Genomic DNA, 23,122 nt, shown 5'->3' with positions numbered 1-23,122 from the left:
TTGTCGCTAAAGCAAGCCTTGGTGCATCACGTTTTAAGGATAAATCAATGAAATCGCTCAAATCATTTTTGATTTGGGGCATTGTGGTTTTGGTCGGCCTGGCCTCCTTTACCACTTTGGCCCTCAGTCGCGGCGAGCGTGTCAGTGCGATTTGGATGGTTACGGCCGCCATTTCGGTATACTGCATTGCCTACCGTTTTTACAGTCTTTACATTGCCAACCGTGTGATGCAGCTTGATCCTAACCGTCTGACTCCGGCAGAACGCCACAATGACGGCTTGGACTATGTTCCCACACATAAAGGCGTACTGTTCGGCCACCACTTTGCCGCTATTGCCGGCGCAGGCCCTTTGGTTGGTCCTGTATTGGCAGCGCAAATGGGTTATCTGCCCGGTACTTTGTGGATTATCTTCGGCGTGGTATTTGCCGGTGCCGTACAGGATATGATGGTACTGTTTGTTTCTATGCGTCGTGACGGTAAGTCTTTGGGCGATATCGTGAAACAAGAACTCGGTACCGTCCCCGGCGTGATTGCATCCATCGGTATTTTGATGATTATGGTCATCATTATGGCGGTATTGGCGCTGATCGTTGTGAAAGCATTGGTTCACAGCCCTTGGGGTACGTTCACCATCGCAGCGACTATGCCGATTGCCCTGTTTATGGGTATCTACACCCGTTACATCCGTCCGGGCAAAATTGGCGAGATTTCCATCGTCGGCTTTATTTTGCTGATGTTGGCTGTGATTTATGGTGAAGATGTTGCCCACAGCTCCTTCGGCCATTGGTTCGACCTTGACGGCATTCAGCTGACTTGGGCGATTATGATTTACGGTTTCGTGGCTTCCGTATTGCCGGTTTGGCTCTTGCTGACTCCGCGCGACTATCTGTCTACCTTCCTGAAAATCGGTACGATTGCAGCTTTGGCTTTGGGTATCGTTATTGTTAACCCGACTCTGCAAATGCCTGCAGTTACCCACTTTATTGACGGTTCCGGCCCGGTATTCTCTGGTGCATTGTTCCCATTCTTGTTCATTACCATCGCTTGTGGTGCGGTTTCAGGCTTCCATGCGCTGATTTCTTCAGGTACCACGCCAAAAATGGTGGAAAACGAAACCCACGTCCGCATGATCGGTTACGGCGGCATGATTATGGAAAGCTTTGTGGCCATTATGGCGCTGGCTGCCGCCGCTTCGCTTGAGCCAGGCGTGTACTTCGCGATGAACAGCCCGGCCGCGCTGATTGGTACAGATGCCAACACAGCTGCCGAAGTCATCACCACTAAACTGAATTTCTCTGTTGATGCCGCAACTCTGTTGCATACTGCTAAAGAAGTGGGCGAAAACACCATTCTGTCCCGTGCAGGCGGTGCGCCAACCCTTGCAGTCGGTATGGCACACATCATGAGCCGTCTGATTCCGGGTGAAGCCATGATGGCGTTCTGGTATCACTTTGCTTTGCTGTTTGAAGCCTTGTTCATCTTGACCGCGGTTGACGCCGGTACACGCGTTGCCCGTTTCATGATTCAAGACTTGGGCAGTATCTTCTACAAACCATTCGGTAACACCGACTCTATCCCTGCCAACTTGGTTGCCACATTCTTTGCCGTGGCATTGTGGGGTTACTTCCTCTATACCGGCGTAACCGACCCTCTGGGCGGTATTAACTCGCTCTGGCCGTTGTTTGGTATCGCCAACCAAATGCTTGCAGGCGTAGCGTTGATTATGTGTACCGTTGTATTGGTGAAAATGAAACGCGACCGCTATGTTTGGGTAACCTTGGTTCCTGCTGTCGGCGTATTGTTCGTAACCTGCTATGCCGGTTTGCAAAAACTGTTCCACAGCGACCCACGCGTCAGCTTCTTAGCTCATGCAGGCAAATACCGCGATGCCTTGGCCTCAGGCGAAGTCCTTGCCCCAGCTAAAGACATTGGCGAAATGTCACAAATCATCTTCAACGACCAAATCAATGCCGGTCTGACCGCTTTGTTCCTGGCAGTTGTCGTGATTGTCGCCGTGTACGGTTTCCGTACCGCCATGAAAGCCCGGAAAGTCGGTTGGCCAACTGCTAAAGAAATTCCAGCAGTGTACCGTGACGGTAAACAGCCGGAGGCTCAAAGTGAAGCATAAGCTCGCATCTTGGTGGAAAACCATCAAGTTGACAGCGAACTTGATGGCTGGTGTCCCAGATTATGAAAACTACGTTGCCCGCCAGCGCAAACATAATCCCAACGCGCCGGTCATGACTGAGCTGCAATTCCAAGACTACTGCCGCAAACGCCGTTGCGGCAGCAACGGCGGACGCTGTTGTTAATGAAGGCATAAAAAGGCCGTCTGAAAATATTTTCAGACGGCCTTTCATTATGGAATATCAATAAACATCAAAAACTTTGTCTTGTCATCAATATTCAATCGAACAACTTGCCAATATTTACTCTTCTTCGAGCAGTACCAGCGGACGCTGTATTTTTCTGAGTTCTTCCACCTCGTCCAACAGCCGCATAATCAGCCCCAATGCAGGAATGCCGGCCTCAAAATCACGGCTTAAGCGTTGTGCGCGACGGATGCGGGCAAGATGAAAACCACTGAAGGTGCTTTTTTCGGGCGCACCATCTATGCTGATGATGTCTTCTGCTATAAGTTCCAACAGCCAATCACGACGGCAGCGGCTGGCGGCAACGATTTCTTCAAAAGTAAGGGTAACATCGGAGGACTGAATCATAATTTATCCTTTCTTTTATGCTTGTTTCGCGGCAAAGTGTTCGGCCAATTTTTCCCATGCGGCACGGTCGGCTTCGCTCTCTACTGGCGGAACATTAATGCGGATACTGAGATAAAGGTCTCCGGCTTCTTTTGCAGGAATACCTTTGCCTTTGAGGCGGATGCTTTTACCGCTTTGGCTGTTGGCAGGCAGATTGACCTGTAAGCGGCCTGAAGCGGTAGGGACGATGATTTTGCCGCCCAATACGGCTTCCCAAGGTTTGACATCTATTGTTTGATATACGTCTTTCCTGTTTTTGACGTATAAATCAGGTTGGTCGTGGAACTTGATTTTTAAGTACAAGTCACCGTTTTCTCCACCGTTATATCCCGGCAAACCTTGACCGGCCAAACGGATTTGTTGGCCTTCTGCAATGCCTTTGGGGATTTTGACGTTGAGGGTTTTATTTTGATAAACCGCACGTCCGTATTCGTCTAGAGTCGGCACATTCAAAGTCATGCTACGTTCTGCGCCAACATACGCTGCGTAAATATCAATACTCAATTCAGCATGTTGATCCTCGCCTTTTATTGGGCCGCGGGGTTGCTCGGAACGAGTGTGGGATTGGCGGAATGATGAAAACAGATCTTCAAAATTGAAGTCTCCCGCTCCGAACGGTTCGCCTTCATGACGTTCATAGTGGAAGCCGCCACCGTTAAATCCATTGCCAAACGGATTGCCGCCTTGACCGAACGGATTGCCTCCGGCGCTGCGTCCGTAAGGATTAGCCAACATTTCATCGTATTCGGCCCGCTTTTCTTTGTCGGAAAGCGTTTCGTAGGCACGGTTGATTTCTACCGTGCGTTCGGCTGCGTCAGGTTCTTTGCTGACATCGGGGTGGTATTTGCGCACCAGTTTTCGGTAGGCTTTTTTGATTTCGGCCTCATCCGCATCTTTGGCAACGCCTAGTATTTCATAATAGTTTTTTTCTGCCATGTTATTCCTTTGACTGCTCATATACAAAATTCTTATAGTTTTAATAATTGAGGGTAGATATTCTAAAATCAAGGGCGTTAGAAATAAAATTCTCTATTTCTGACAATGATTAATGGATAATTTAATTCTTTGTTCCTAGAGAAATAGAAAATATATAGGCCGTCTGAATACGGTTTTTCAGACGGCCTTTATCAAATTGGGGTTTTATTTATCTTGAGAGTTTTTTTGTTCGCGGACCACCCATTGGGCAATATCTGAACCCAATACTTTAGAAGTGCGGTTCAAGACGGCGCAAGAGCTTTTATAAGCGCCAAACATGCCACCGGAAGAGTTGCGGGTAAAGGTTTTTTTATTAACTTGTTTGCCGTCAACATACAAAGTGGCTGAAACCGCCATACCTTTGGCGTGACCGATAAAGGCATTGCCTGCACTCATGGCGGAAGTGATGGCGATATCTGCGTATGTACCTTGTTTTTTACCGTCACGGACAACCGTTACATCGCTTTTGGCTGCAGTTTCTTGCAAAGATTTGGACATAATACTGCCTACTTCTAAACATTCCGAAACGATACGGGTATCGATTTCTTCTTTGTCGCGGTAAGGGATGCTTTCATCAATATGGACATCTGCACTGGCAAATGCAGATGCAAACAAGAATGCGGTTGCAAGGATACGGTTAGGAGACATAGTAGGGTACCTGAAATGGAATGTTAAAAAGAGTTGTTATTGTATAACGGCATTTACACTCAATCAACATAAGTTAAATAGGAAAAGATTTTGTTGAAATAGCTGTTATAGCAAGATAATCAAAAGGCCGTCTGAAATAAAGTTATTTCAGACGGCCTTTTGATTAAGGTATTAATTTGTTCTAGTCAAATAAGGCAGGGGATCGACTGCTTTGCCGTTGAGACGAACTTCAAAATGCAGCTTGACGCTGTCTGAATCGCTGCTGCCCATGGTGGCGATAACTTGACCTGCTTGGACTTTTTGATCTTTTTGTACCAAAAGCGTGTCGTTATGGGCGTAGGCGGTAATGGTGTATTCATTATGGCTGATCAAAATCAGCTTGCCGTAGCCGCGGACTTCTTCGCCAACGTAGATAACGGTACCGGCTGCGGCGGAACGGATTTGTTGGCCTCGTGTGCCTGCAATATCTATGCCTTTGCTGGTTGTGCCGTTGTAGCGTTGGATAATGGAGGATGAAGCGTTATCGGTCGGCCATTGCAGGTTCAATCGGTTGATTGGGGTAACGGCAGTGGTTTGGCGTTGCTGCGTTGCGGTGCTGCGTGGGGCGACATGGCGGCGGACGCGCAATACTTGGCCGACTTCGATTTGTGAGGCGTTGGGAAGGTTATTCCATGCAACCAGTGTGTTGACATTTTGTCCGTAGCGTTTGGCGATTTGGGTCAGGGTATCGCCGGGGCGGACTTTGTAGTAGCCGTCAGGTACGGCGCGGTTGGAAGAGGTATTGTTGCCGGCGCAGGCTGCTAAGACGACAATGGTGCTGATGAGTGCCAGACGTTTCAAGGCCGTCTGAAAGGTGGAAATAAAGTTTGTATTCATGGATTATTTCAAAATGTATCGTTATGCTGTGTATGATAGATAAGAAGAGTGGAAAAAGGTTCACTCAAAAGGCATGGAATAAACTACATAAAGGCAGTATATTAACATTGAAAATTTGTGGATATATCGGCATATTTTTTTATCATTTTGATGATAAAGAACTTTTTTAGTAAGGTAAAAGAAAGTGAAAGTTTTTTCAGACGGCATTGAGCAAGGCAATAAAAATCCCCTGCCGGGATAAACGGGCAGGGGATTTTTGTCTCATCGAACTTATTTGTTCAATTCGTTAGCCAGATACAGCCAGGTTTCAATGACGGTATCAGGGTTGAGCGATACGCTTTCGATACCTTCTTCAACCAGCCATTTGGCAAAGTCCGGATGGTCTGATGGACCTTGACCGCAAATACCGACGTATTTGTTTTGTTTGCGGCAGGCAGAGATTGCCAAGTGCAACATCACTTTAACGGCAGGGTTACGCTCGTCGAAGGAGTCAGATACCAAACCGCTGTCACGGTCGAGGCCTAGGGTCAGCTGGGTCATGTCGTTAGAGCCGATGGAGAAGCCGTCGAAGTATTGCAGGAATTGTTCTGCCAATACAGCGTTGCTTGGCAACTCGCACATCATGATCAGGCGCAGACCGTTTTTGCCGCGTTCCAAACCGTTTTCTTTCAGGGCTTTAACAACAGCTTCTGCTTCACCCAAAGTACGAACGAATGGAAGCATGATTTCGACGTTGGTCAAACCCATTTCATCGCGAACGCGTTTCAAGGCTTTGCACTCGAGTGCGAAGCAGTCTTTGAAGCTGTCAGCGACATAACGCGCCGCGCCGCGGAAGCCCAACATTGGGTTTTCTTCATGCGGTTCGTAAATGCTACCACCCACCAAGTTGGCGTATTCGTTGGATTTGAAGTCAGACATGCGGACGATGGTTTTGCGTGGGTAAACCGAAGCAGCCAAAGTTGCCACGCCTTCTGCGATTTTATCGACATAGAAGTCGACAGGGGAGGCATAGCCGGCGATGCGGCGGGTAATTTCCGCTTTCAATTCGTCGTCTTGTTTGTCAAATTCCAACAAGGCTTTAGGGTGGATACCGATTTGACGGTTGATGATGAATTCCATACGTGCCAAGCCGATGCCTTCGCTAGGCAGGTTGGCGAAGCTGAATGCCAATTCAGGGTTACCAACGTTCATCATCACTTTGACAGGGGCTTTAGGCATGTTGTCCAAAGCAACATCGGTAATTTGTACGTCCAGCAGGCCGGAGTAGATGAAGCCGGTATCGCCTTCGGCACAAGATACGGTAACTTCTTGGCCGTCTGAAAGCAGATCGGTTGCGTCGCCGCAGCCGACTACGGCAGGAATACCCAATTCACGCGCGATAATCGCTGCGTGGCAGGTACGGCCGCCGCGGTTGGTCACAATGGCGGAAGCACGTTTCATCACCGGTTCCCAATCCGGGTCAGTCATGTCGGTAACGAGTACGTCGCCCGCTTCAACGGAATCCATCTCGGAGGCATCTTTCACCAGGCGTACTTTGCCTTGGCCGACTTTTTGACCGATGGCACGGCCTTCGCACAAGATAACTTTTTCGCCGTTGATGGAGAAGCGGCGCAGGTTGCGGCTGCTGTCTTCTTGGGATTTCACGGTCTCAGGACGGGCTTGCAGGATGTAGAGTTTGCCGTCCAAACCGTCGCGGCCCCATTCGATGTCCATTGGGCGGCCGTAGTGTTTTTCGATGGTCAGCGCGTAATGGGCCAACTCGGTAACTTCGGCGTCGGTAATGGAGAAGCGTTGACGGTCTTCTTCAGGTACATCGATGTTGGTTACAGATTTACCGGCTTCGGCTTTGTCGGTAAAGATCATTTTGATTTGTTTCGAACCCATGGTTTTGCGCAGGATAGCCGGTTTGCCTGCTTTCAAAGTAGGTTTGAATACATAGAATTCGTCAGGGTTGACCGCGCCTTGTACGACGTTTTCGCCCAGACCGTAAGAAGAGGTAACGAAAACGACTTGGTCGTAACCGGATTCGGTATCGATGGTGAACATCACACCGGAGGCGCCGCTGTCAGAGCGCACCATGCGTTGTACGCCTGCGGAAAGGGCAACGATGTCGTGTTCGAAGCCTTTGTGGACACGGTAAGAAATGGCACGGTCGTTGTACAGGGAAGCGAATACATGGCGCATGGCTTCTTTAACGTTATCCAAGCCGTTGATGTTCAAGAAGGTTTCTTGTTGACCGGCAAAAGAAGCATCCGGCAGGTCTTCTGCTGTTGCGGAAGAACGTACGGCAACGGAAATGTCCGCACCGCCGGCATCGGCAACCATTTTGTTCCAAGCTGTTTCGATTTCAGCATCCAGCTGCTCAGGGAACGGAGTATCCAAAATCCATTGACGGATTTCTTTACCCACGCGCGCCAACTCGGCAACGTCTTCAACATCCAGTTGTTTCAGGGCTTCGGAAATACGCTCGCTCAGACCATTGTGAGCCAGGAAAGCACGATAAGCTTCGGCTGTGGTTGCAAAACCGCCGGGAACGCGCACGCCTTTTTCAGTCAGTTGGCTGATCATTTCGCCCAAAGAGGCATTTTTACCGCCCACTCGCTCAACGTCAGTCATACGCAGGTTTTCAAACCAAATAACGTAGTTTTCGGCCATTTGTGTGTCCAATCCAATCCAAAAAATGTTAAAAAAGAAACAAATCCGCCTGCTTATTGTAGCCATTCGTTTGATGGCTGTCATGTGTTTTATCTTTTTAAAAATCACAAATTCGTCTGTGATGTTGTGCTTTTCAGGCGTGTAGCCTTCTGAAATGTGAATATCAGATTCATGTTTTTACGTGTTATCTTCTTGTTAAATATGGAAAACAAAATAAGTTAATAAATTTGATAAACAAGATTTATTTTGCAATGTTAGAATAAAATTCCATAAAATAGAAAAAAATAAAATTTTGTGCCAATTTAAAAATTGTTCAAATTTGTTGTAATCCTGTGTAATCTATCGGGAATCGCTTTATTGCAAAGGCTGTAACTGCTATGATTGCCGTCTGAAACGTTACCATCAAGAGGATTCATTATGACTGATCCACGCCAAGTCTTCTATATTTCCGACCGAACCGGCCTGACCGCTGAAAATATCGGTGAAGCCTTGCTGAACCAATTTGGCAATGTTGAGTTCAAACGCCATACCTATCCGTTTATCGATACGCCTGAAAAAGCACGTGCTGTTGTAGACAAAGTCAACCAGTCAGCTGAAAAATTCGGCGTGCGCCCGATTGCTTTTGTCAGTGTGGTCAATGACGAAATCCGTGAAATTATCAAGAAAGCCAATGCGTTCCATATTAATTTCTTTGAAACCTTTCTCGGTCTTTTGGAAAAGGAACTCAATACGGAGGCGGTTGCCGCCCGGCAGGGGCACCACAGTATCGGCAATACCCAACGCTATGATGCGCGTATGGAGGCGGTCAATTTTTCACTGAATCATGATGACGGCGTCAGCGATAAAAACCTGCAGGAAGCGGATGTGATTTTGATGGGCGTGTCCCGTTCGGGCAAAACGCCGACCTGTCTCTATCTGGCCCTGCAATACGGTATCCGCGCCGCAAACTATCCATTGATTCCCGATGATTTGGAATCGACCGATTTGCCGCGTATGGTCAAACCTTATAAAGACAAGCTGTTCGGCTTGACCATTCAGCCTGAGCGTCTGCAGGCTATCCGTCAGGAACGCCGTCCTAATTCGACCTATGCCAAAATCGATACTTGCCGCAGCGAGATTGCCGATGCGCAGAATATGTTCAAACGCCACGGTGTGCCGTTTACCAATACAACGGATAAATCTGTGGAAGAACTCGCCGTTCATATCTTGCAGGCTTGCAAGCTGAAACGCCGTTTCTAAATGAAATGATAAAAGACCGTCTGAAACTTCAGACGGCCTTTTTTTATTTTGTATATTAGGTCTTGGGCAAGGTAACACCGGTTTGTCCCATGTATTTGCCGTTTCGGTCTTTGTATGAAGTTTCGCAGACTTCATCGCTTTCAAAGAATAAGACTTGGGCCACGCCTTCGCCTGCGTATATTTTTGCCGGTAGCGGCGTGGTGTTGGAAAACTCAAGTGTAACGTAGCCTTCCCATTCAGGCTCGAACGGGGTAACGTTGACGATAATGCCGCAGCGTGCGTAAGTGGATTTACCTAAGCAGACGGTCAGGACGTTGCGCGGGATGCGGAAATATTCGACTGTGCGCGCCAGTGCAAAGGAGTTGGGCGGAATGATGCAGCAGTCGTCTTCGACTGTAACGAAGTTTTTCGGGTCGAAGTTTTTCGGGTCGACGATGGTGCTGTTGATATTGGTGAAGATTTTAAATTCATTGGCACAACGGATGTCGTAGCCGTAGCTGGATGTGCCGTAGGAAATGATGCGTTGGCCGTTGGCCTCTTTGATTTGGTTGGGCTCGAACGGCTCAATCATGCCGTGTTCCTCGGCCATGCGGCGTATCCATTTGTCGGATTTAATGCTCATGGTGGTTGTCCTGGGGTAAGGGTTGTTTAGAAATTCTTTGAAATCAACACAACAGCCTTTAGGCGGGCTTGTTCATTGATGTTTCAGACGGCCTAAAAGCTGGATAAGACCGTCTAAAAGGCTGTTTATTTGGTTTTGGACGCAGATTTCTTAGGCAGTTTGACTTCTTTAATCATACCGTCTTCGCATTTCATGATGAAGACTGGTGTGCCGTTTTGGGAGGCGGTAAAGTTTCCGTGCGCCCTGCCTTTTTTGAATACGCCTTCCAGCGTCATATTGCGTAATTTGGCGCTGTTGGAGGAGAAAGGTTCGATAAAGGTTTCGCTGTTGCTGGAAACGGTATATACGCCTTTGCCGTCAAATTTGCCGTCTTTGAAGGCTCCGACATAGCTGCGGCCGTCTTGGCATTTCCATGTGCCTTTGCCGGATGGTTTGCCGTCTTTGCCGACATCGCCATCATAAGCGCAACCTTTTTCCTGATAAGGATTGATGGTTTCGGCAATGGCAGGCGTACCCAGCATAAAGGCGATAGGGAGTAGGGCGAGGTATTTCATCATTTATTCCTTTTTGCAGGCAGTTTCAGACGGCCTGATATTGGGATTCAAAAGTCAGCAGGGTTTCAGCAATACGGCGTGGCAATATGGCTAAAGCGTGTTCGCGCATAGACGTAGGGATACCGTAGTAGGCTTCAGCAATACTGCCGGTAATGGCCGCCAAGGTATCGCTGTCTCCGCCTAGGGAAACTGCCAGTCGGATGGCGTGTTCAAAATCATCGCTTTCAAGAAAGGCGGTAATCGCTTGAGGTACGGTTTCCTGACAGCTTTCGTTGAAATGATAATGCGGGCGGATTTGGTCGCAACTTTGGCTCAAGTCGTAGCCGAATTGTCGTGTAATGTTTTCTTTGATTTGCGCTTTGCCCATACCGGTACGCGCCCAAAAGATGGCGGCAGCTACGGCTTGTGCACCTTTAATGCCTTCCGGATGGTTGTGCGTTACGATGGCGGATTGTTCGGCAAAATGCAGGGTTTCTTCCAATGTGGCAAATGCCCAACCAACGGCAGAAACACGCATGGCCGAGCCGTTGCCCCAGCTATTATAAGGTTCTGGATCTTTCCATTCTATCCATTGTGAGAAGCGGCCGCCATATGCGCCTTTGGGGCAGGGATATGCCCTACACCAGCCTTGTAAAATAGAGGCCAAATTATTGTTGCAGCCTTGTAAAACCCAATCGGCAATGGCAACAGTGCAAATCGTGTCATCGGTAAAGTCGCTGTCGGGGCTGAAAATATCGAAATCGGTGTGACGGTAGTTGTCAAACTCGAATCGTGAACCGGCAATATCGCCGATGATTGCGCCCAACATCATGACATCCTTTCTGATACTTCTATTTATATTTCAGATGGCCTTTGATATTCCCAATCGAAAGGCCGTCTGAAAAATTACTCTTGCCAGCCGCCTAAATAAGAAACCAGTTCTTCCAACATGGTGCTAATGGCTTCGGTCATCAGGATTTGTGAGGCAAAGGCGAGGCTGGCGGCATCGTCGCCGTTGCTTTCGGCTTCTTCTTGCAAAACGTCCAGATACTGGATGCGTTTGAGCGTAAAGTCTTGGGTGAGGATGAACGCGATTTGTTCACGCCATACCAAGCCCAACTGGGTAACGGTTTTGCCGTTTTTGACGTGTTGTACCACTTCGTCGGCGGTCAGGTCTTGTTTGGAAACTTTGACGACCGGAACAACATCGCCTACGCCTTTGAGTTCGCAATCGCTGTCCAATTCAAAACCGCCTTCGCAATGGCCTTGCAGCAGCCAGCTGGTCATCAGGGAAGAGGGCGATTGTTTGGTGTTGGGCAGCGAGGCTTCTAAACCGCCCAACGCTTCGCGCAACTTGGTCAGGATGTTTTCCGCTTTGGCAGAGGCGGCATTGTTGATCAAAAGATACCCGTGGCGCGTGTCGAAAATCGCCTGTGTGCGGCTGCTGCGCGTAAAGGCACGGGGCAGCAGGTCGTCAGTAATCTGTTCTTTCAGTTCTTGTTTTTCCTTGCGGCCGACATTGCGCGCTTCGTTGTTTTGGATTTCCAAAACCTTTTCATCCAAAATATCGCGGATCACGCCGGCAGGCAGGACTTTTTCTTCTTTTTTCAGAGCAACGCGCCAAGTGTAATCGGCAGGGAAAACCAGCTCGGGCGAAAAGGAAACCGGCGTGGCAAAGCCTTCGCTAAACCAGTCCAAACCCTGACAATGGGCAAATTCGGATTGCGCCAATTTGTCGGCAAGGACTTCCAATTCGGGCAATTTGTCTTTGTTGAGCGGATAAAAACTGATTTGCTTAAACCACATGGCGAGTTTTCCTTTTTATTAAAACCGGCATTATACAGGGAAAATAACATACGGAAATCGGCAGCATCTTTAAAAATGCAGTAAAGGCGTTGACAGAAGAAAAGGCTTTCTGTATAGTTCGCGCTTCGGTTACGCGCCCATCGTCTAGAGGCCTAGGACACTGCCCTTTCACGGCGGCAACCGGGGTTCGAATCCCCGTGGGCGTGCCAGGATTCTTAAAAAACGCTCCTGCTTTTTGCAGGGGCGTTTTTTGTTTTCAGACGGCCTGCCGCTGTGAAAATATCTTTAAATTGGTTTACAATAATGCCATTCCGAATCTTAACGAGAGAATACAATGTTAGACATCCAATTGCTCCGCAGCAATACCGCCGCAGTCGCCGAACGTTTGGCCGCACGCGGTTATGAGTTTGATACCGCGCGTTTCAACGCTTTGGAAGAGCAACGCAAAGCCGTTCAAGTGAAAACAGAAGAGTTGCAGGCTTCACGCAATAGTATTTCCAAACAGATCGGTGCGTTGAAAGGCCAAGGCAAACACGAAGAGGCTCAAGCTGCAATGAATCAGGTTGCCCAAATCAAAGTGGATTTGGAGCAGGCTGCTGCTGATTTGGATGCGGTTCAGAAAGAATTGGATGCATGGTTGTTGAGCATTCCGAACCTGCCGCACGAAAGTGTGCCTGTCGGTAAAGACGAAACTGAAAACGTTGAGGTCCGCAAAGTCGGTACGCCGCGAGAATTTGACTTTGAAATCAAAGACCATGTTGATTTGGGCGAGCCTTTGGGTTTGGATTTTGAAGGCGGTGCGAAACTTTCCGGCGCGCGCTTTACCGTGATGAAAGGTCAAATCGCCCGTCTGCATCGCGCTTTGGCTCAGTTCATGCTGGACACGCATACGCTGAAACACGGCTATACCGAACATTACACGCCTTACATTGTGGACGATCTGACCCTGCAAGGTACGGGCCAGCTGCCTAAATTTGCAGAAGATTTGTTCCACGTTACCCGCGGCGGCGACGAGAGTAAGAAAACGCAATATCTGATTCCGACCGCCGAGGTGACGCTGACCAATACTGTTGCCGACAGCATTGTGGCCGGTAGCGATTTGCCGTTGAAATTGACTGCGCATTCCCCATGTTTCCGTTCCGAAGCGGGCGCATACGGTAAAGACGTGCGCGGTTTGATTCGTCAGCACCAATTCGACAAAGTGGAAATGGTGCAAATCGTTCATCCGGAAAAATCATACGAAGCGCTGGAAGAAATGGTCGGACACGCTGAAAATATTTTGAAAGCGTTGGAACTGCCATACCGCGTGATTACTTTGTGCACCGGCGACATGGGCTTCGGCGCAACCAAAACCTACGACTTGGAAGTTTGGGTTCCTGCGCAAAACACCTACCGTGAAATTTCCAGCTGCTCCAACTGCGAAGATTTCCAAGCACGCCGCATGAAAGCGCGTTTCAAAGATGAAAACGGTAAAAACCGTTTGGTACATACTTTGAACGGCTCAGGCTTGGCAGTCGGCCGTACTTTGGTGGCCGTTTTGGAAAACCATCAAAATGCCGACGGCAGCATTAATGTTCCTGCTGCGTTGCAACCGTATATGGGCGGCGTGACCAAATTGGAAGTAAAATAATCGTTGTTTAAATAAAAAGGCCGTCTGAAACTTGGGTTCAGACGGCCTTTTCTATGATTGAACAATTATTTGTTGTGTTGACGGAAATATTCCCATTCTTCGACAACGGTACCGTCAGGCAAGTGGCACACACCGTATTCGCCACCATCTTTGTCTTTTTTGATTTCGGATTTGCCGCCTTGTTTGACGCAGAATTCAGAAGCCGGATTGGCCACGCCGACGTTGGGGGATTCTTGTTTTTCAGAAGCGGAGCAGGCAGCCAGAGCAGTGGCGGCAGCGAGGCTGAGGATAAGGGGTTTGATCATGACGTGTCTTTCATTTGAAGGATAAAAACAAATGGATTATAGGGGATGCTTTCGTTTAATGGCGTTAACTAGATTAAAGGCCGTCTGAAAACTTTTCAGACGGCCTTTAGTTTAGGAAGTCAAACCAGATTATTTGGCTACTTCGGCTTTTTCTGCTTTTTCGCCTTCTTTAGCAAAGTATTTGGCGTAAATTTTGTCGTATTCGCCACTTTCGCGTACTTTTTTCAGCGCATCGTTCAACATTTTGATGGTGGCTTCGTCGCCTTTGCGTGCAGCGATACCGTAGTTTTCGATGGTGAAGTCAGGCAGGGAGATGAAATCCAGGCCTTTGGTCGGGTTGTTTTTCACATAGTTGGCAATAACCGCGCTGTCGCTGACGACGGAATCCAAACCGCCGTTTTCCAATTCTTTGATAATCAGGGGAACGCTTTCAAAGCGGGCAATTTTCGGATTGTCGTTGCCCAAGAGTTTGGAAACGGAGAAGTCGCCGGTGTAGCCGGTTACCACGCCGACTTTGGCCATGTTTTTCAGGTCTTCGGAGGAAGCTACTTTTTTGCCTTTGGGAACGAGGACAACTTGGGTGATTTCAAAGTATGGATCGCTGAAGAGCATGCTTTGTTTGCGGTCGTCAGTGATGGTTACGCCGGACATAACGATGTCCACATCGCCGTTGTTCAGAGAAGGGAAGAGGCTTTCCCATGGCTGGTGTTTGAATTCGACTTTGAAGTTGCCGGCTTTGGCCATGGCATTCATCAAATCTACGTCAAAACCTTCTACTTTGCCGGCAGAATCCAAAGATTCAAATGGGGCAAACTCGGCGTTAGAGCCGACACGGTACACTTTATCGGCAGGAGCAGAGGCATTGTTGCTTTGACCGCCGCAGGCAGTCAGGGCAAGGGCGGAACAAGCGAGGGCAGTGGCCAGCCATTTTTTCATGTTCATGATATGTGCTTTCTTAATAAAATGTTAACGGATAAAATCTTAGTTTAGCATAATTTTGTGAACAAACTAGCTGAAATTAGTGGTCTTTTTCTCGGAAAAATGCGTAGGTTACGTCATGGAAGAGGTCGGTGTGCGGGCTGTCTTCGTAGTTCAATTCTGCCAACGCGTCTTCAAAGGCAAGCTGGATGGATTCTACGGCATCGTTGGCCATGTCGGAGGGCAGGGAACGGATAAGGCCTTTGAGGGCGGTGGCGAGGACGTGATTTTGCATACGCAAAACGTCGTTGGCTTCTTCCAAGTATTCGAGGCGTTGTTCGATGCTGCTCATGATGTATCCTTGAGGGTATATTAAATAAAATAGTGATTATATAGTGAATTAATATTAAAATGTGACGCTTGCGCCGGCTTGCCGGATATGTCCAACCATCGGCCGTATTTCAAGTGATTTTAGGTTTGAATGCGGTTCACAATAAAAATGAAAAAACGAGATTATTATGGAAAACAACCGTCTTGACCCCACAGCCCTCGAGGAAGAAGACCTGAATTGGGAAAAACGCTTGGAAAGATTGCGTCAGGCACGACAATTCAATACTGCGCCGACTCATGTGCCATTGGTCAAAAAATCGGACGACGCTGTCGATGTTGCGCCCAAAACCGCGTCTAAAAAAGAATATAAATTAGATGCGGACAATCGTGAAAAAGTATTGGAAGAATATTTGTACCGCTGGCAGTTGGAACACAATACTGCCCTTGCCGACGAGGGCGAGGCAGTGGAAACTGATGCGATGGTGGTTTTGCAGGACAACTGGTTGAGCGCGCAATCGGCATTGCAGGCTGCGGCTTCAGAGCGTCATATTGAATCAACGCGAACCGTCAGACTGAATCCGAAATCAAGTGCCGTAGATTTTGATGCGCCTGAAGTGGAAGAAACTGAAAAACCGGAAAATGATGATGCGCAAGCGGCTGAAGAGGCGGTTTCAGACGGCCTTGAACAAGAACCGGCCATTAATGTCCATATTAATGTATTAAACCCGCAGGTGATCGGCCGTCGGCAAGTATTCTGCGTTTCTGAAAAAGATTTGACCGAGCGTCTGATTAAGCGTTTGCGTCCCCATGTGGCCGATGCGGTCAACGGCATGATTCGGATTGCCGTACAAAAACAAATGGCCGTGTTCACTTACCAGTTGCAGCAAATGCTGAACGAGCAGGCGCCAGGCTTGGTGGAAGATGTATTGGAACATAACGTCAAACGTATTTTGGACGATATGAAGACTGAAATGAAATACCGCCGTTGAGTATCCTGGCCGTCTGAAAAGTTTCAGACGGCCTTCGGCGTAAAATTCCCTTAAAATTTTACGAAGCGTGTATAATAGCGGCTCACGTTTTCGTGATAAATATCCTTTCTAAATAGTTGATATGCCCGATGCAGAATCGGGCATTTTTTTTGAGATTGTTATGAATAAAAATAAAATCATTGTATTGCTGATTGCTTTGGTTGCCGTATTTGCTTATAACAAAATGCAAAACAAGCAGCCGGTACAATCGCAGAATCAGCAGAAAATAGAAGTCGTTCAAAAACAAAATAATTCGGGCAAAAAGAATGCCGATACGGCTCAGCAGCAAATCGGTTTGGGCAAATCAGCTGAAGCGGTTTTGAAACAGGCGTTTGAAAACGAGCAAAGCGATATTCAGGTTGAGGGCGAGGGCACGGTATGGAAAACCCTGCCGGATGACAACAAAGGTACGCGCCATCAACGCTTTATTTTGAAGCTTTCCAGCGGCCAGACGCTTTTGGTGGCGCATAATATCGATTTGGCCGATAAAATCAAAGGCTTGAAAAAAGGTGATAAAGTAGCATTTTACGGCGAATACGAATGGTCGGAGCAGGGCGGCGTTATCCATTGGACGCACCATGACCCGTCAGGCCGGCATACTGACGGCTGGTTGAAACACGATGGCCGCCTTTATCAGTAAAAACGGTTTTCCTGTTTTTTCAGACGGCCCAAAACACGGCCTTCGGCTTGAAAGATGGTAGAAATCGGCGCAAAATGTTAACAAGTTAAACAGACGGAAAAATATTGTTCCGTCCATTGGAATACACAGTAGATTGGAGAATAAATGAACAAAAAACTTCATCCGCAAACGCTGGCCATCCGGGGCGGCAAAGAGCAGACCGAATATCGCGAGCACAATCAGGCGCTGTTTTTGACCAGCAGCTTCATGTGGGAAAGCGCGCAACATGCGGCAGATTTGTTTTCCAAAAAAATTAAAGGCTTTACCTATACCCGTACAGCCAATCCGACTACTGCCGCTTTTGAAAAACGCATTGCCGCATTGGAAGGCGCAGAGCGCGCGGTAGCCACTTCGACCGGTATGTCTGCAATTCAGGCGGCGTTTTTTACCTTCTTGCAAGCAGGCGACCACGTTGTTTCCAGCCGCAGCCTGTTCGGCACGACCGTCGGTTTCATCAACAACATCGTTACCAAGTTCGGCATCGAAGTCAGCCATGTATCGCCGGTTGATGTAGATGAATGGAAAGCGGCAATCAAGCCCAATACCAAACTGTTTTTCTTGGAAACTCCGTCCAACCCTTTGGGCGAAGTTGCCGATTTGGAAGCGCTGGCTGAACTGGCGCACAGCATCGGCGCGCTTTTGGTGGTGGACAATAGCCTCTTGTCGCCAGCCGGTTCGCAGCCTTTGAAACACGGTGCGGATATTTCTGTTTCTTCCGCAACCAAAGCGATTGACGGTCACGGCCGCGTGATGGGTGGCGTGTTGGCCGGTTCGGAAGAATTGATGACGCAAGTTGCCATGTATTGCAACTCTTGCGGTTTGGCGATGTCTCCGTTTAACGCATGGCAGTTGTTGAGTGGTGTAGAAACCTTGTCGCTGCGTATGGAAAAACAGTTTGACAATGCGTTAAAAATCGCCCAATGGCTGCAACAACAGCCGCAAGTCCAAGCCGTGTACTACACCGGTTTGCCCGACCATCCGCAGGCAGAGCTTATCCGCAAGCAACAAAACGGTGGCGGCATCGTCATCGGCTTTGAAGTCGCCGACCAAGAAGCAGCATGGAAAGTCGTGGACGGCGTGGAGCTTTTCTCCCGTACTGCCAACCTCGGCGATGTGCGTTCAACCATCACCCATCCGTGGACAACCACGCACGGCCGGATGCAGCCTGAAGAAAAACTCGCCGCCAATATCCGCCCGGGCTTGATCCGTCTCTCTGTCGGTTTGGAACACATCGACGATTTGATTGATGATTTGCAACAAGCATTGAACAAATAATCTAAAAACAAATTTCAGACGGCCTTAAATTTTAATAGGCCGTCTGAAAGCAATTAAACACACATCTTAAGAATAAAAGGAAAAAATAATGTCTGAAGCAGAATTTGCCTCGTGGGCAATGAAAATCCTCCTCACCGGCCTGATTATCTTTTTGGGTTTTATCGTTTGGAACTTGGGTAAAGAATCCAAAGCCGGTAAATTCGGCATTGCCATGCTCTTCTTGGTTTTGGGCTTGGGTGTGTTTGGATTTGTATTCAAAGAATTGCTGATTAGCTTTTTGGTATTGCCGAAATAAGCAGGAAGCTTATAGATAGAACAAGGCCGTTTGAACATTTTTTCAGACGGCCTTTTGATTTGATGTTTTAAATTACACCTAATTCTTGCAGGCCGCGCAATACGCCGTCTTCATCGACACTTGGGCAGACGAATTGTGCGGCGGCTTTGGCCGCTTCTTCGCCATTGCCCATGGCAACGCCGAAGCCGACGGTTGACAGCATTTCCAAGTCGTTGAAGCTGTCGCCGAATGCCATTACTTTGCTCATATCAATGCCCAGTTTTTCCACTGCGTGGGCGATGCCCCGTGCTTTTGAACCTTCTTTGCGCAGCAGGTCCACAGCATATTCATGCCAGCGGACGGATTTGAAGCCGTGTTGCTGGGTTAGCGGTTGCAGGATTTTTTCTTCTTCCTTATCCACAAAGACCAACATTTGATAAACTGGCTGTTTGCGGAAATATTCTTTGTCGGTCAGGAAGTTGGGCAGGATATGCGATAAGCCTTCGACAACGCGCGGCGAATGGGAGGAAACGGCAATTTCTTGGTTGTTGACAAAGGCGTAGTCTATTTTGTGTTGTTCAACCAGGTTGATGGCGGTTTCGATGTCGGCAATGTCCAAAGGGTAGCTTTGCAGGGGGTCGCCGCGAAAGGAAATATATTGGCCGTTGATGGTAACGAGCATGTCGATACCGCATTCTTGAATCAAGGCTTTGATTTTGGCAGGAATAGCGGCTTCAGGACGGCCGGTGGCAATGGCAGTCAAAATGCCTTTGGCTTTTAATGCGCGCATGGCTTGGGCAACTGAAGGACGTAAGGTATCCGTGTATTTGCGGTAGAGGGTGTCGTCGATGTCAAAGAAGATGATTTCAGGGTTGTTCATGGTTCACTCGTTGGGCTGTGTATACACAGCTTTCATTGAAAATTGTGTGAACAGCTTGTGTATAAATTGGTTTAGTATTTGATTGCTATTATAAAAATAAGTTCTGATTAAATTTTAGGCAGATTTTTATTTTTGGAATAAAGCGGAAAGTTATTCACAATAGGCCGTCTGAAAATTTGGTTTTCAGACGGCCTTGTTTTAAGCAATCAAACGGATATTTTCTTTGTCTTGCCTGAATTTGTTTTTAATCACGAGAGGCAGGCTGCTGTCGAAATACCAGCTTCCATCAGGCAATGCCAACGCGCCACCGGCGCAGAGCAGGGTAATGCTGTTTCCGGTCAGGGGGTCGGTTTCGGTAATTTCAATTTCGTGCGCTTTGCCCCAATCGGTTACGGGGAGTAGGGCGGCAAGCTCGGTAATGCGTTGGTTTTGATGTTTGATACCGTTTGGCTGGCGACAGTTGCCATTGCATTTTCCGACAGCCTCGACAGGGCAGGGTTCGCCTTTTGCGTAGCTGGTCGGCAAAATGTTGAGCGAATCTGGGCAGAGTCTGTGTTCTTGCGACCATTGCGTCAAAGCGCGTTTGGCTGCTTTTTTGTGGGCAAACAAACCATAAGGGCGCCAATTTCTGGTGCCGCTATTTAACAAGACAATGCGTGCTTGAAGGCTGCCGTGTTCGTCAGCGATAAAGCGGACGGTAGAAAACGATGTGGACTTTTCAGACGGCATCAGTTGGTATTCCTGCATGGTCTGGGCTTTGAGCCATAATGTATGAAGCTGTCCGACTGCCGGAATAAAACGGATGGAGGCTGCGGCTTTGATGTGTGGCGGCAGTTTTTTGCTGTGCAACAGGGTGGCAGTTTCGCTGTATGCACGTTCATGTGCTTCAATGGTTTGGGCTTTGCCGAAATGGTCAAGCCAAACCAATACGCCGTAACTGTCAGGCAGGGCATAGAGCTGTTGGGCAAGCGAATCAGGCAGCCAAGTGGGCAACATTTTCGGATTCATCAATACACGGACGTGTTCGTCCCATTGTTGATGATTTTTTTCTGCCAGACTTAATTCGAGATAATCACACAATGCGGCAACATCGGTCATGGCACGGTGGCGGTTGGCCGTCTGAATGCCGGTGCGTTCGATAATGCTGTCGAGACTGTGTTTGTAAAACTCAGGATACAGGCGGCGAGACAGTTGAACCGTACAGAGCGAGGGTGCGGCAAAGTCAGTATGGATACGGGCAAACTCGTGGCGCAGGAAGGTGTAGTCAAAGCGGCTGTTGTGTGCAACAACCACTGCACCTTGCAACAGCGGCAACAAATCGGCTGCAATATCGGCAAAGACAGGCGCGTTTTTCACCGTTTCATCATGAATTCCGGTCAGCCTGGCAACAAATTCGGGAATGCTGCGGCAAGGATTGACCAATTGCTCGTAATGTGTGGCGCGTCCTTGATCAAAACGAACAAGGGCGACTTCCGTTATCCTGTCTTGATAGAAATTTCCACCGGTCGTCTCCAAATCCACCACGACCACAGGCCGTCCCAAACGGGAAAATGCTTCGGATAAGAGCGGCCAGCGTGCGAAATCTGACATTTTATTCTCTGTAAATTCAATAGCAAATGCGCATTTTACACGCTGTCTGCAAGTTTTCCAAATAAAACGCTTGACAGTAAATAGCCCTCTCTTTATAATTCAAATCTTTCTTGATGCACCCGTAGCTCAGTTGGATAGAGTATCTGGCTACGAACCAGAGGGTCGGGCGTTCGAATCGCTCCGGGTGCGCCACAGAAAATCTCCGCGCCCATCGTCTAGCGGTTAGGACATCGCCCTTTCACGGCGGTAACCGGGGTTCGATTCCCCGTGGGCGTGCCAGTTACTTTAAAATAAGCCATCACTAAAGAATAGGGATGGCTTATTTTTTTCACATTTAAAAGTTTATAGTTATTTAATTTTGCAAAGGTCTCAGGTAGTTGATTTGTCTGCCGTCGGGCAGGACGGTGGCGGTACGGTTGCCGTTGAAGTCGTATTGGTAAACGGTTTCCTGAACTTTGTCGTTCTCGCGGGCAAGGGTATGGATTAAGCGTCCCAATACATCACGTTTGAACTCGGTAATCCGCAGCGGGGTTTGGCTGTCGAGGCTGTCTGAAAGCGGAGCGACGTCTTTTGGGGCAATGCAGTTGCGCCATCAGTTTAGTGGTGAGGGGGCGTTGTAGCCGTAGCTTGTGGTGTAACCAACAAGAGAGAAATTTGGTAGAGGTCGCCTGAAAGTAAGTTTTCAGACGAACTCTACATCAATCAGTAATGAAATTGTTAAAGAATCGATAGCTCAGACGCCTTCAAAGAAGATTTAGATGTCGCTTAAAAAGTAGAAGCAGCGTGTATGTTACGCACATACCCCATACCATAATTAAAAGTTTCATACAGGCTACAGTTTGCTTTTTTTCATTCGAAAGAAAAATTTAACATTTTTGATAACCGATTTATAAAATATAGAATTGCCAAATGTTCATCTTGGTAACAATATTCTTCGGTTCTCAATCCTCTTTCAGAATAGAATATATGCCATTTTTTATTTTCTTCAACAATACATAATGATTCATCATTTACTTCATTGATTGAGTAACTATCTTCTGGTACACCTTTACTTTTAAGATATGAATTTAATTCATTAATTTTTAACATTTTCCTATTTTCACCTCTTCCAGATGCCCAGATTCTATATATGATTTAACAGATTTTGGTAATTCATACTGTGTCCCTAATCCAATCTCTCCGAACCACGGCATAATTTTACTTGCAGCTACATTATCAATTGGTTTCAGTACCCTATATATGGTATAAGGCTTTTGATTAGAACCAGGAGGTAAGGCTCTCATAGGGTATGGTGTTCCTACTGGAGATACAAATGTTCCTCCTGGATAACCATACCTATCAACAAGAGTGCCAACCGGAAGTGTAATACTCCTTACTTCACCTAAAGCGCCTCTATTAGGAGGCCAATATGGTGCGGGCAGATTTTTATTTAAACCTAGGACATCAAGCCACTTATTCGTATTAGGCGCAAACTGATACAAATTATCTCCACCCAACAACCCAATAGGATCCTGATTCACAAACCGACCCGCATCAGGCTCATAGTACCTGAAGAAGTTGTAATGCAGCCCCGTCTCACGGTCGGCGTACTGGTTTTGCAGGCGGAACGGCTGGTGCGTCGTTCCCGTTACGTTCGTCTCGTTCTTCAGTTTACCCCAACCGTAATAGTCGCCGAACCAAACCAGGTTGCCGTCCTTATCGGTCATCTCTCTCGGGATGCCGATTTGGTCGCAGTGGAAGTAGAGGATTTGTTGTCTACTTTCGCCGTCTTCGGTTGTCCAATTGCGTACCTGTGCCAAAGGTTCGTAGCTGTCGGGATCGGTGTAGAGATAGGTATATCTGCCGTCCGGTTGGATTTCTTGCAAGAGGTGGCTGCCGTCCCAAACGAAGCGGGTTTCCTCTTCGAGGCCGTCTGAAACTTCTTCGTTTTTCAGACGGCCTTTGCCTATCCTTCTGCCCAAGGCGTCGTAGGTGTAGGCCCAAGTCTCTTTCGTGCCGTCTTTTTTGAAGATTTCGGCTTTAACCAGTTGGTCATGCAGATCGTAGAAATAGTTCTGCACTTCGCCGTCGGCCAGTTCGCGGTGGATCAGGTTGCCGAA

24 protein-coding genes, 3 tRNA genes and 1 pseudogene are annotated in these 23,122 nt (G+C 47.9%); 11 read left to right on the top strand and 17 right to left on the bottom strand.

Going from position 1 to position 23,122, the window contains the following annotated elements; all coding sequences use genetic code 11:
- Positions 1–47: 47 nt before the first annotated feature.
- A complete protein-coding gene (locus ACTHTY_RS08895; protein ID WP_440367271.1) occupies positions 48–2,129 on the top strand; it encodes a carbon starvation CstA family protein in 2,082 nt (693 codons plus the stop codon).
- Positions 2,119–2,313 carry a YbdD/YjiX family protein gene (locus ACTHTY_RS08890; protein ID WP_049343946.1) on the top strand — a complete coding sequence of 65 codons (195 nt, stop codon included), beginning with the start codon at positions 2,119–2,121 and terminating at the stop codon, positions 2,311–2,313. Before ACTHTY_RS08895 ends, ACTHTY_RS08890 begins: the two co-directional genes overlap by 11 nt.
- A 117-nt stretch (positions 2,314–2,430) precedes the next feature.
- Here ACTHTY_RS08890 and ACTHTY_RS08885 read toward each other — a convergent pair whose 3' ends face one another.
- The 5 genes from ACTHTY_RS08885 to ppsA all read right to left on the bottom strand — a co-directional run bounded on the left by ACTHTY_RS08885 (position 2,431) and on the right by ppsA (position 7,914).
- Positions 2,431–2,721 (bottom strand): chaperone modulator CbpM, encoded by a 291-nt coding sequence (locus tag ACTHTY_RS08885; RefSeq protein WP_003747441.1) that lies wholly within the window; start codon positions 2,719–2,721, stop codon positions 2,431–2,433.
- A gap of 15 nt (positions 2,722–2,736) precedes the next feature.
- The gene (locus tag ACTHTY_RS08880; protein WP_440367269.1) at positions 2,737–3,696 is read right to left on the bottom strand and encodes a DnaJ C-terminal domain-containing protein; all 960 of its coding nucleotides are present in this window, start codon (positions 3,694–3,696) and stop codon (positions 2,737–2,739) included.
- Positions 3,697–3,900: 204 nt separating this feature from the next.
- Complete coding sequence (locus ACTHTY_RS08875; RefSeq protein ID WP_440367268.1) at positions 3,901–4,383, bottom strand: hypothetical protein; 483 nt, start codon at positions 4,381–4,383, stop codon at positions 3,901–3,903.
- A 171-nt stretch (positions 4,384–4,554) separates the two neighbouring features.
- The gene (locus ACTHTY_RS08870; protein WP_440367267.1) at positions 4,555–5,259 is read right to left on the bottom strand and encodes a peptidoglycan DD-metalloendopeptidase family protein; all 705 of its coding nucleotides are present in this window, start codon (positions 5,257–5,259) and stop codon (positions 4,555–4,557) included.
- A gap of 270 nt (positions 5,260–5,529) precedes the next feature.
- Complete coding sequence (ppsA, locus tag ACTHTY_RS08865; RefSeq protein WP_440367266.1) at positions 5,530–7,914, bottom strand: phosphoenolpyruvate synthase; 2,385 nt, start codon at positions 7,912–7,914, stop codon at positions 5,530–5,532.
- A gap of 417 nt (positions 7,915–8,331) precedes the next feature.
- Here ppsA and ppsR point away from each other — a divergent pair, with 417 nt between their 5' ends.
- On the top strand, positions 8,332–9,153 hold the full coding sequence (gene ppsR, locus ACTHTY_RS08860; RefSeq protein WP_036491303.1) for a posphoenolpyruvate synthetase regulatory kinase/phosphorylase PpsR: 822 nt from the start codon (positions 8,332–8,334) through the stop codon (positions 9,151–9,153).
- A 55-nt stretch (positions 9,154–9,208) separates the two neighbouring features.
- Here the strand turns inward: ppsR and dcd are convergent, their stop codons facing one another.
- The 4 genes from dcd to ACTHTY_RS08840 form a co-directional block, all read right to left on the bottom strand.
- Positions 9,209–9,775: a dCTP deaminase gene (dcd, locus tag ACTHTY_RS08855; RefSeq protein WP_003680541.1), complete on the bottom strand. Its 567-nt coding sequence runs from the start codon at positions 9,773–9,775 to the stop codon at positions 9,209–9,211.
- A gap of 125 nt (positions 9,776–9,900) precedes the next feature.
- Complete coding sequence (locus ACTHTY_RS08850) at positions 9,901–10,332, bottom strand: hypothetical protein (protein ID WP_440367264.1); 432 nt, start codon at positions 10,330–10,332, stop codon at positions 9,901–9,903.
- Between the two features lie 22 nt (positions 10,333–10,354).
- Positions 10,355–11,137, bottom strand: coding sequence for an ADP-ribosylglycohydrolase family protein (locus tag ACTHTY_RS08845; RefSeq protein WP_440367262.1), 783 nt, complete (start codon positions 11,135–11,137; stop codon positions 10,355–10,357).
- Between the two features lie 77 nt (positions 11,138–11,214).
- Positions 11,215–12,114, bottom strand: a complete 900-nt coding sequence (locus ACTHTY_RS08840) for a recombination-associated protein RdgC (RefSeq protein ID WP_440367260.1) — start codon at positions 12,112–12,114, stop codon at positions 11,215–11,217.
- Positions 12,115–12,247: 133 nt separating this feature from the next.
- Between ACTHTY_RS08840 and ACTHTY_RS08835 the strand changes: the two genes are divergently transcribed.
- Both ACTHTY_RS08835 and serS read left to right on the top strand, forming a co-directional pair.
- Positions 12,248–12,323: transfer RNA gene (locus ACTHTY_RS08835), tRNA-Glu, on the top strand.
- 125 nt (positions 12,324–12,448) lie between these two features.
- Entirely contained in the window at positions 12,449–13,744 is a 1,296-nt protein-coding gene (gene serS, locus ACTHTY_RS08830) for a serine--tRNA ligase (RefSeq protein ID WP_440367259.1), read from the top strand.
- A 65-nt stretch (positions 13,745–13,809) separates the two neighbouring features.
- Here the strand turns inward: serS and ACTHTY_RS08825 are convergent, their stop codons facing one another.
- The 3 genes from ACTHTY_RS08825 to ACTHTY_RS08815 all read right to left on the bottom strand — a co-directional run bounded on the left by ACTHTY_RS08825 (position 13,810) and on the right by ACTHTY_RS08815 (position 15,319).
- Positions 13,810–14,049 (bottom strand): putative hemolysin, encoded by a 240-nt coding sequence (locus ACTHTY_RS08825; RefSeq protein WP_308880970.1) that lies wholly within the window; start codon positions 14,047–14,049, stop codon positions 13,810–13,812.
- Between the two features lie 129 nt (positions 14,050–14,178).
- Positions 14,179–14,991 (bottom strand): transporter substrate-binding domain-containing protein, encoded by an 813-nt coding sequence (locus ACTHTY_RS08820; protein WP_440367258.1) that lies wholly within the window; start codon positions 14,989–14,991, stop codon positions 14,179–14,181.
- 76 nt (positions 14,992–15,067) lie between these two features.
- Positions 15,068–15,319, bottom strand: coding sequence for an NGO1151 family protein (locus tag ACTHTY_RS08815; protein ID WP_440367257.1), 252 nt, complete (start codon positions 15,317–15,319; stop codon positions 15,068–15,070).
- A 166-nt stretch (positions 15,320–15,485) separates the two neighbouring features.
- Between ACTHTY_RS08815 and ACTHTY_RS08810 the strand changes: the two genes are divergently transcribed.
- From ACTHTY_RS08810 to ACTHTY_RS08795, 4 genes are all read left to right on the top strand, one after another.
- Positions 15,486–16,286, top strand: a complete 801-nt coding sequence (locus tag ACTHTY_RS08810; RefSeq protein ID WP_440367255.1) for a hypothetical protein — start codon at positions 15,486–15,488, stop codon at positions 16,284–16,286.
- A gap of 121 nt (positions 16,287–16,407) precedes the next feature.
- Positions 16,408–16,965, top strand: coding sequence for a DUF3465 domain-containing protein (locus ACTHTY_RS08805; RefSeq protein WP_440367253.1), 558 nt, complete (start codon positions 16,408–16,410; stop codon positions 16,963–16,965).
- 144 nt (positions 16,966–17,109) lie between these two features.
- Positions 17,110–18,279, top strand: coding sequence for an O-succinylhomoserine sulfhydrylase (gene metZ / locus ACTHTY_RS08800; RefSeq protein ID WP_128581722.1), 1,170 nt, complete (start codon positions 17,110–17,112; stop codon positions 18,277–18,279).
- Between the two features lie 88 nt (positions 18,280–18,367).
- Positions 18,368–18,574, top strand: a complete 207-nt coding sequence (locus ACTHTY_RS08795; protein ID WP_003747401.1) for a DUF2788 domain-containing protein — start codon at positions 18,368–18,370, stop codon at positions 18,572–18,574.
- 67 nt (positions 18,575–18,641) lie between these two features.
- Here the strand turns inward: ACTHTY_RS08795 and ACTHTY_RS08790 are convergent, their stop codons facing one another.
- Together ACTHTY_RS08790 and ACTHTY_RS08785 are read right to left on the bottom strand one after the other, a co-directional pair.
- Positions 18,642–19,433, bottom strand: a complete 792-nt coding sequence (locus ACTHTY_RS08790) for a Cof-type HAD-IIB family hydrolase (RefSeq protein WP_440367252.1) — start codon at positions 19,431–19,433, stop codon at positions 18,642–18,644.
- Positions 19,434–19,631: 198 nt separating this feature from the next.
- Positions 19,632–21,023 (bottom strand): exonuclease domain-containing protein, encoded by a 1,392-nt coding sequence (locus tag ACTHTY_RS08785; protein ID WP_440367250.1) that lies wholly within the window; start codon positions 21,021–21,023, stop codon positions 19,632–19,634.
- A gap of 115 nt (positions 21,024–21,138) precedes the next feature.
- Here ACTHTY_RS08785 and ACTHTY_RS08780 point away from each other — a divergent pair.
- Both ACTHTY_RS08780 and ACTHTY_RS08775 read left to right on the top strand, forming a co-directional pair.
- Positions 21,139–21,215: transfer RNA gene (locus ACTHTY_RS08780), tRNA-Arg, on the top strand.
- 12 nt (positions 21,216–21,227) lie between these two features.
- A tRNA-Glu gene (locus ACTHTY_RS08775) sits at positions 21,228–21,302 on the top strand.
- Between the two features lie 91 nt (positions 21,303–21,393).
- Here the strand turns inward: ACTHTY_RS08775 and ACTHTY_RS08770 are convergent.
- From ACTHTY_RS08770 to ACTHTY_RS08760, 3 genes and pseudogenes are all read right to left on the bottom strand, one after another.
- Positions 21,394–21,603 (bottom strand): annotated as a pseudogene (locus ACTHTY_RS08770) (RHS repeat protein); the annotation flags it as partial.
- A 269-nt stretch (positions 21,604–21,872) separates the two neighbouring features.
- Positions 21,873–22,112, bottom strand: coding sequence for a hypothetical protein (locus ACTHTY_RS08765; protein ID WP_006155758.1), 240 nt, complete (start codon positions 22,110–22,112; stop codon positions 21,873–21,875).
- A partial coding sequence (locus ACTHTY_RS08760) for a glycohydrolase toxin TNT-related protein (protein WP_440367248.1) occupies positions 22,106–23,122 on the bottom strand: 1,017 nt, incomplete at its 5' end. The genes ACTHTY_RS08760 and ACTHTY_RS08765, both read right to left, overlap by 7 nt.

The sequence above is a fragment of the Neisseria sp. P0019.S002 genome, assembly GCF_051957155.1.
Taxonomy (GTDB): domain Bacteria; phylum Pseudomonadota; class Gammaproteobacteria; order Burkholderiales; family Neisseriaceae; genus Neisseria; species Neisseria perflava.
The sequence above is the reverse complement of the archived record's forward strand: the minus strand, read 5'-3'. Positions and strand labels throughout refer to the sequence as shown.

Excerpts from the sequence above, each read along its gene's own strand:
- ACTHTY_RS08880 (WP_440367269.1), bottom strand. The coding sequence starts at position 3,696 with ATGGCAGAAAAAAACTATTATGAAATACTAGGCGTTGCCAAAGATGCG.
- ACTHTY_RS08840 (WP_440367260.1), bottom strand. The coding sequence starts at position 12,114 with ATGTGGTTTAAGCAAATCAGTTTTTATCCGCTCAACAAAGACAAATTG.
- ACTHTY_RS08845 (WP_440367262.1), bottom strand. The coding sequence starts at position 11,137 with ATGTTGGGCGCAATCATCGGCGATATTGCCGGTTCACGATTCGAGTTT.
- ACTHTY_RS08885 (WP_003747441.1), bottom strand. The coding sequence starts at position 2,721 with ATGATTCAGTCCTCCGATGTTACCCTTACTTTTGAAGAAATCGTTGCC.
- ACTHTY_RS08765 (WP_006155758.1), bottom strand. The coding sequence starts at position 22,112 with ATGTTAAAAATTAATGAATTAAATTCATATCTTAAAAGTAAAGGTGTA.
- ppsR (WP_036491303.1), top strand. The coding sequence starts at position 8,332 with ATGACTGATCCACGCCAAGTCTTCTATATTTCCGACCGAACCGGCCTG.
- ACTHTY_RS08870 (WP_440367267.1), bottom strand. The coding sequence starts at position 5,259 with ATGAATACAAACTTTATTTCCACCTTTCAGACGGCCTTGAAACGTCTG.
- serS (WP_440367259.1), top strand. The coding sequence starts at position 12,449 with ATGTTAGACATCCAATTGCTCCGCAGCAATACCGCCGCAGTCGCCGAA.
- ACTHTY_RS08790 (WP_440367252.1), bottom strand. The coding sequence starts at position 19,433 with ATGAACAACCCTGAAATCATCTTCTTTGACATCGACGACACCCTCTAC.
- ACTHTY_RS08810 (WP_440367255.1), top strand. The coding sequence starts at position 15,486 with ATGGAAAACAACCGTCTTGACCCCACAGCCCTCGAGGAAGAAGACCTG.
- ACTHTY_RS08875 (WP_440367268.1), bottom strand. The coding sequence starts at position 4,383 with ATGTCTCCTAACCGTATCCTTGCAACCGCATTCTTGTTTGCATCTGCA.
- ACTHTY_RS08805 (WP_440367253.1), top strand. The coding sequence starts at position 16,408 with ATGCCCGATGCAGAATCGGGCATTTTTTTTGAGATTGTTATGAATAAA.
- ACTHTY_RS08795 (WP_003747401.1), top strand. The coding sequence starts at position 18,368 with ATGTCTGAAGCAGAATTTGCCTCGTGGGCAATGAAAATCCTCCTCACC.
- ppsA (WP_440367266.1), bottom strand. The coding sequence starts at position 7,914 with ATGGCCGAAAACTACGTTATTTGGTTTGAAAACCTGCGTATGACTGAC.
- ACTHTY_RS08850 (WP_440367264.1), bottom strand. The coding sequence starts at position 10,332 with ATGATGAAATACCTCGCCCTACTCCCTATCGCCTTTATGCTGGGTACG.
- ACTHTY_RS08785 (WP_440367250.1), bottom strand. The coding sequence starts at position 21,023 with ATGTCAGATTTCGCACGCTGGCCGCTCTTATCCGAAGCATTTTCCCGT.
- ACTHTY_RS08825 (WP_308880970.1), bottom strand. The coding sequence starts at position 14,049 with ATGATCAAACCCCTTATCCTCAGCCTCGCTGCCGCCACTGCTCTGGCT.
- ACTHTY_RS08820 (WP_440367258.1), bottom strand. The coding sequence starts at position 14,991 with ATGAACATGAAAAAATGGCTGGCCACTGCCCTCGCTTGTTCCGCCCTT.
- metZ (WP_128581722.1), top strand. The coding sequence starts at position 17,110 with ATGAACAAAAAACTTCATCCGCAAACGCTGGCCATCCGGGGCGGCAAA.
- dcd (WP_003680541.1), bottom strand. The coding sequence starts at position 9,775 with ATGAGCATTAAATCCGACAAATGGATACGCCGCATGGCCGAGGAACAC.
- ACTHTY_RS08895 (WP_440367271.1), top strand. The coding sequence starts at position 48 with ATGAAATCGCTCAAATCATTTTTGATTTGGGGCATTGTGGTTTTGGTC.
- ACTHTY_RS08815 (WP_440367257.1), bottom strand. The coding sequence starts at position 15,319 with ATGAGCAGCATCGAACAACGCCTCGAATACTTGGAAGAAGCCAACGAC.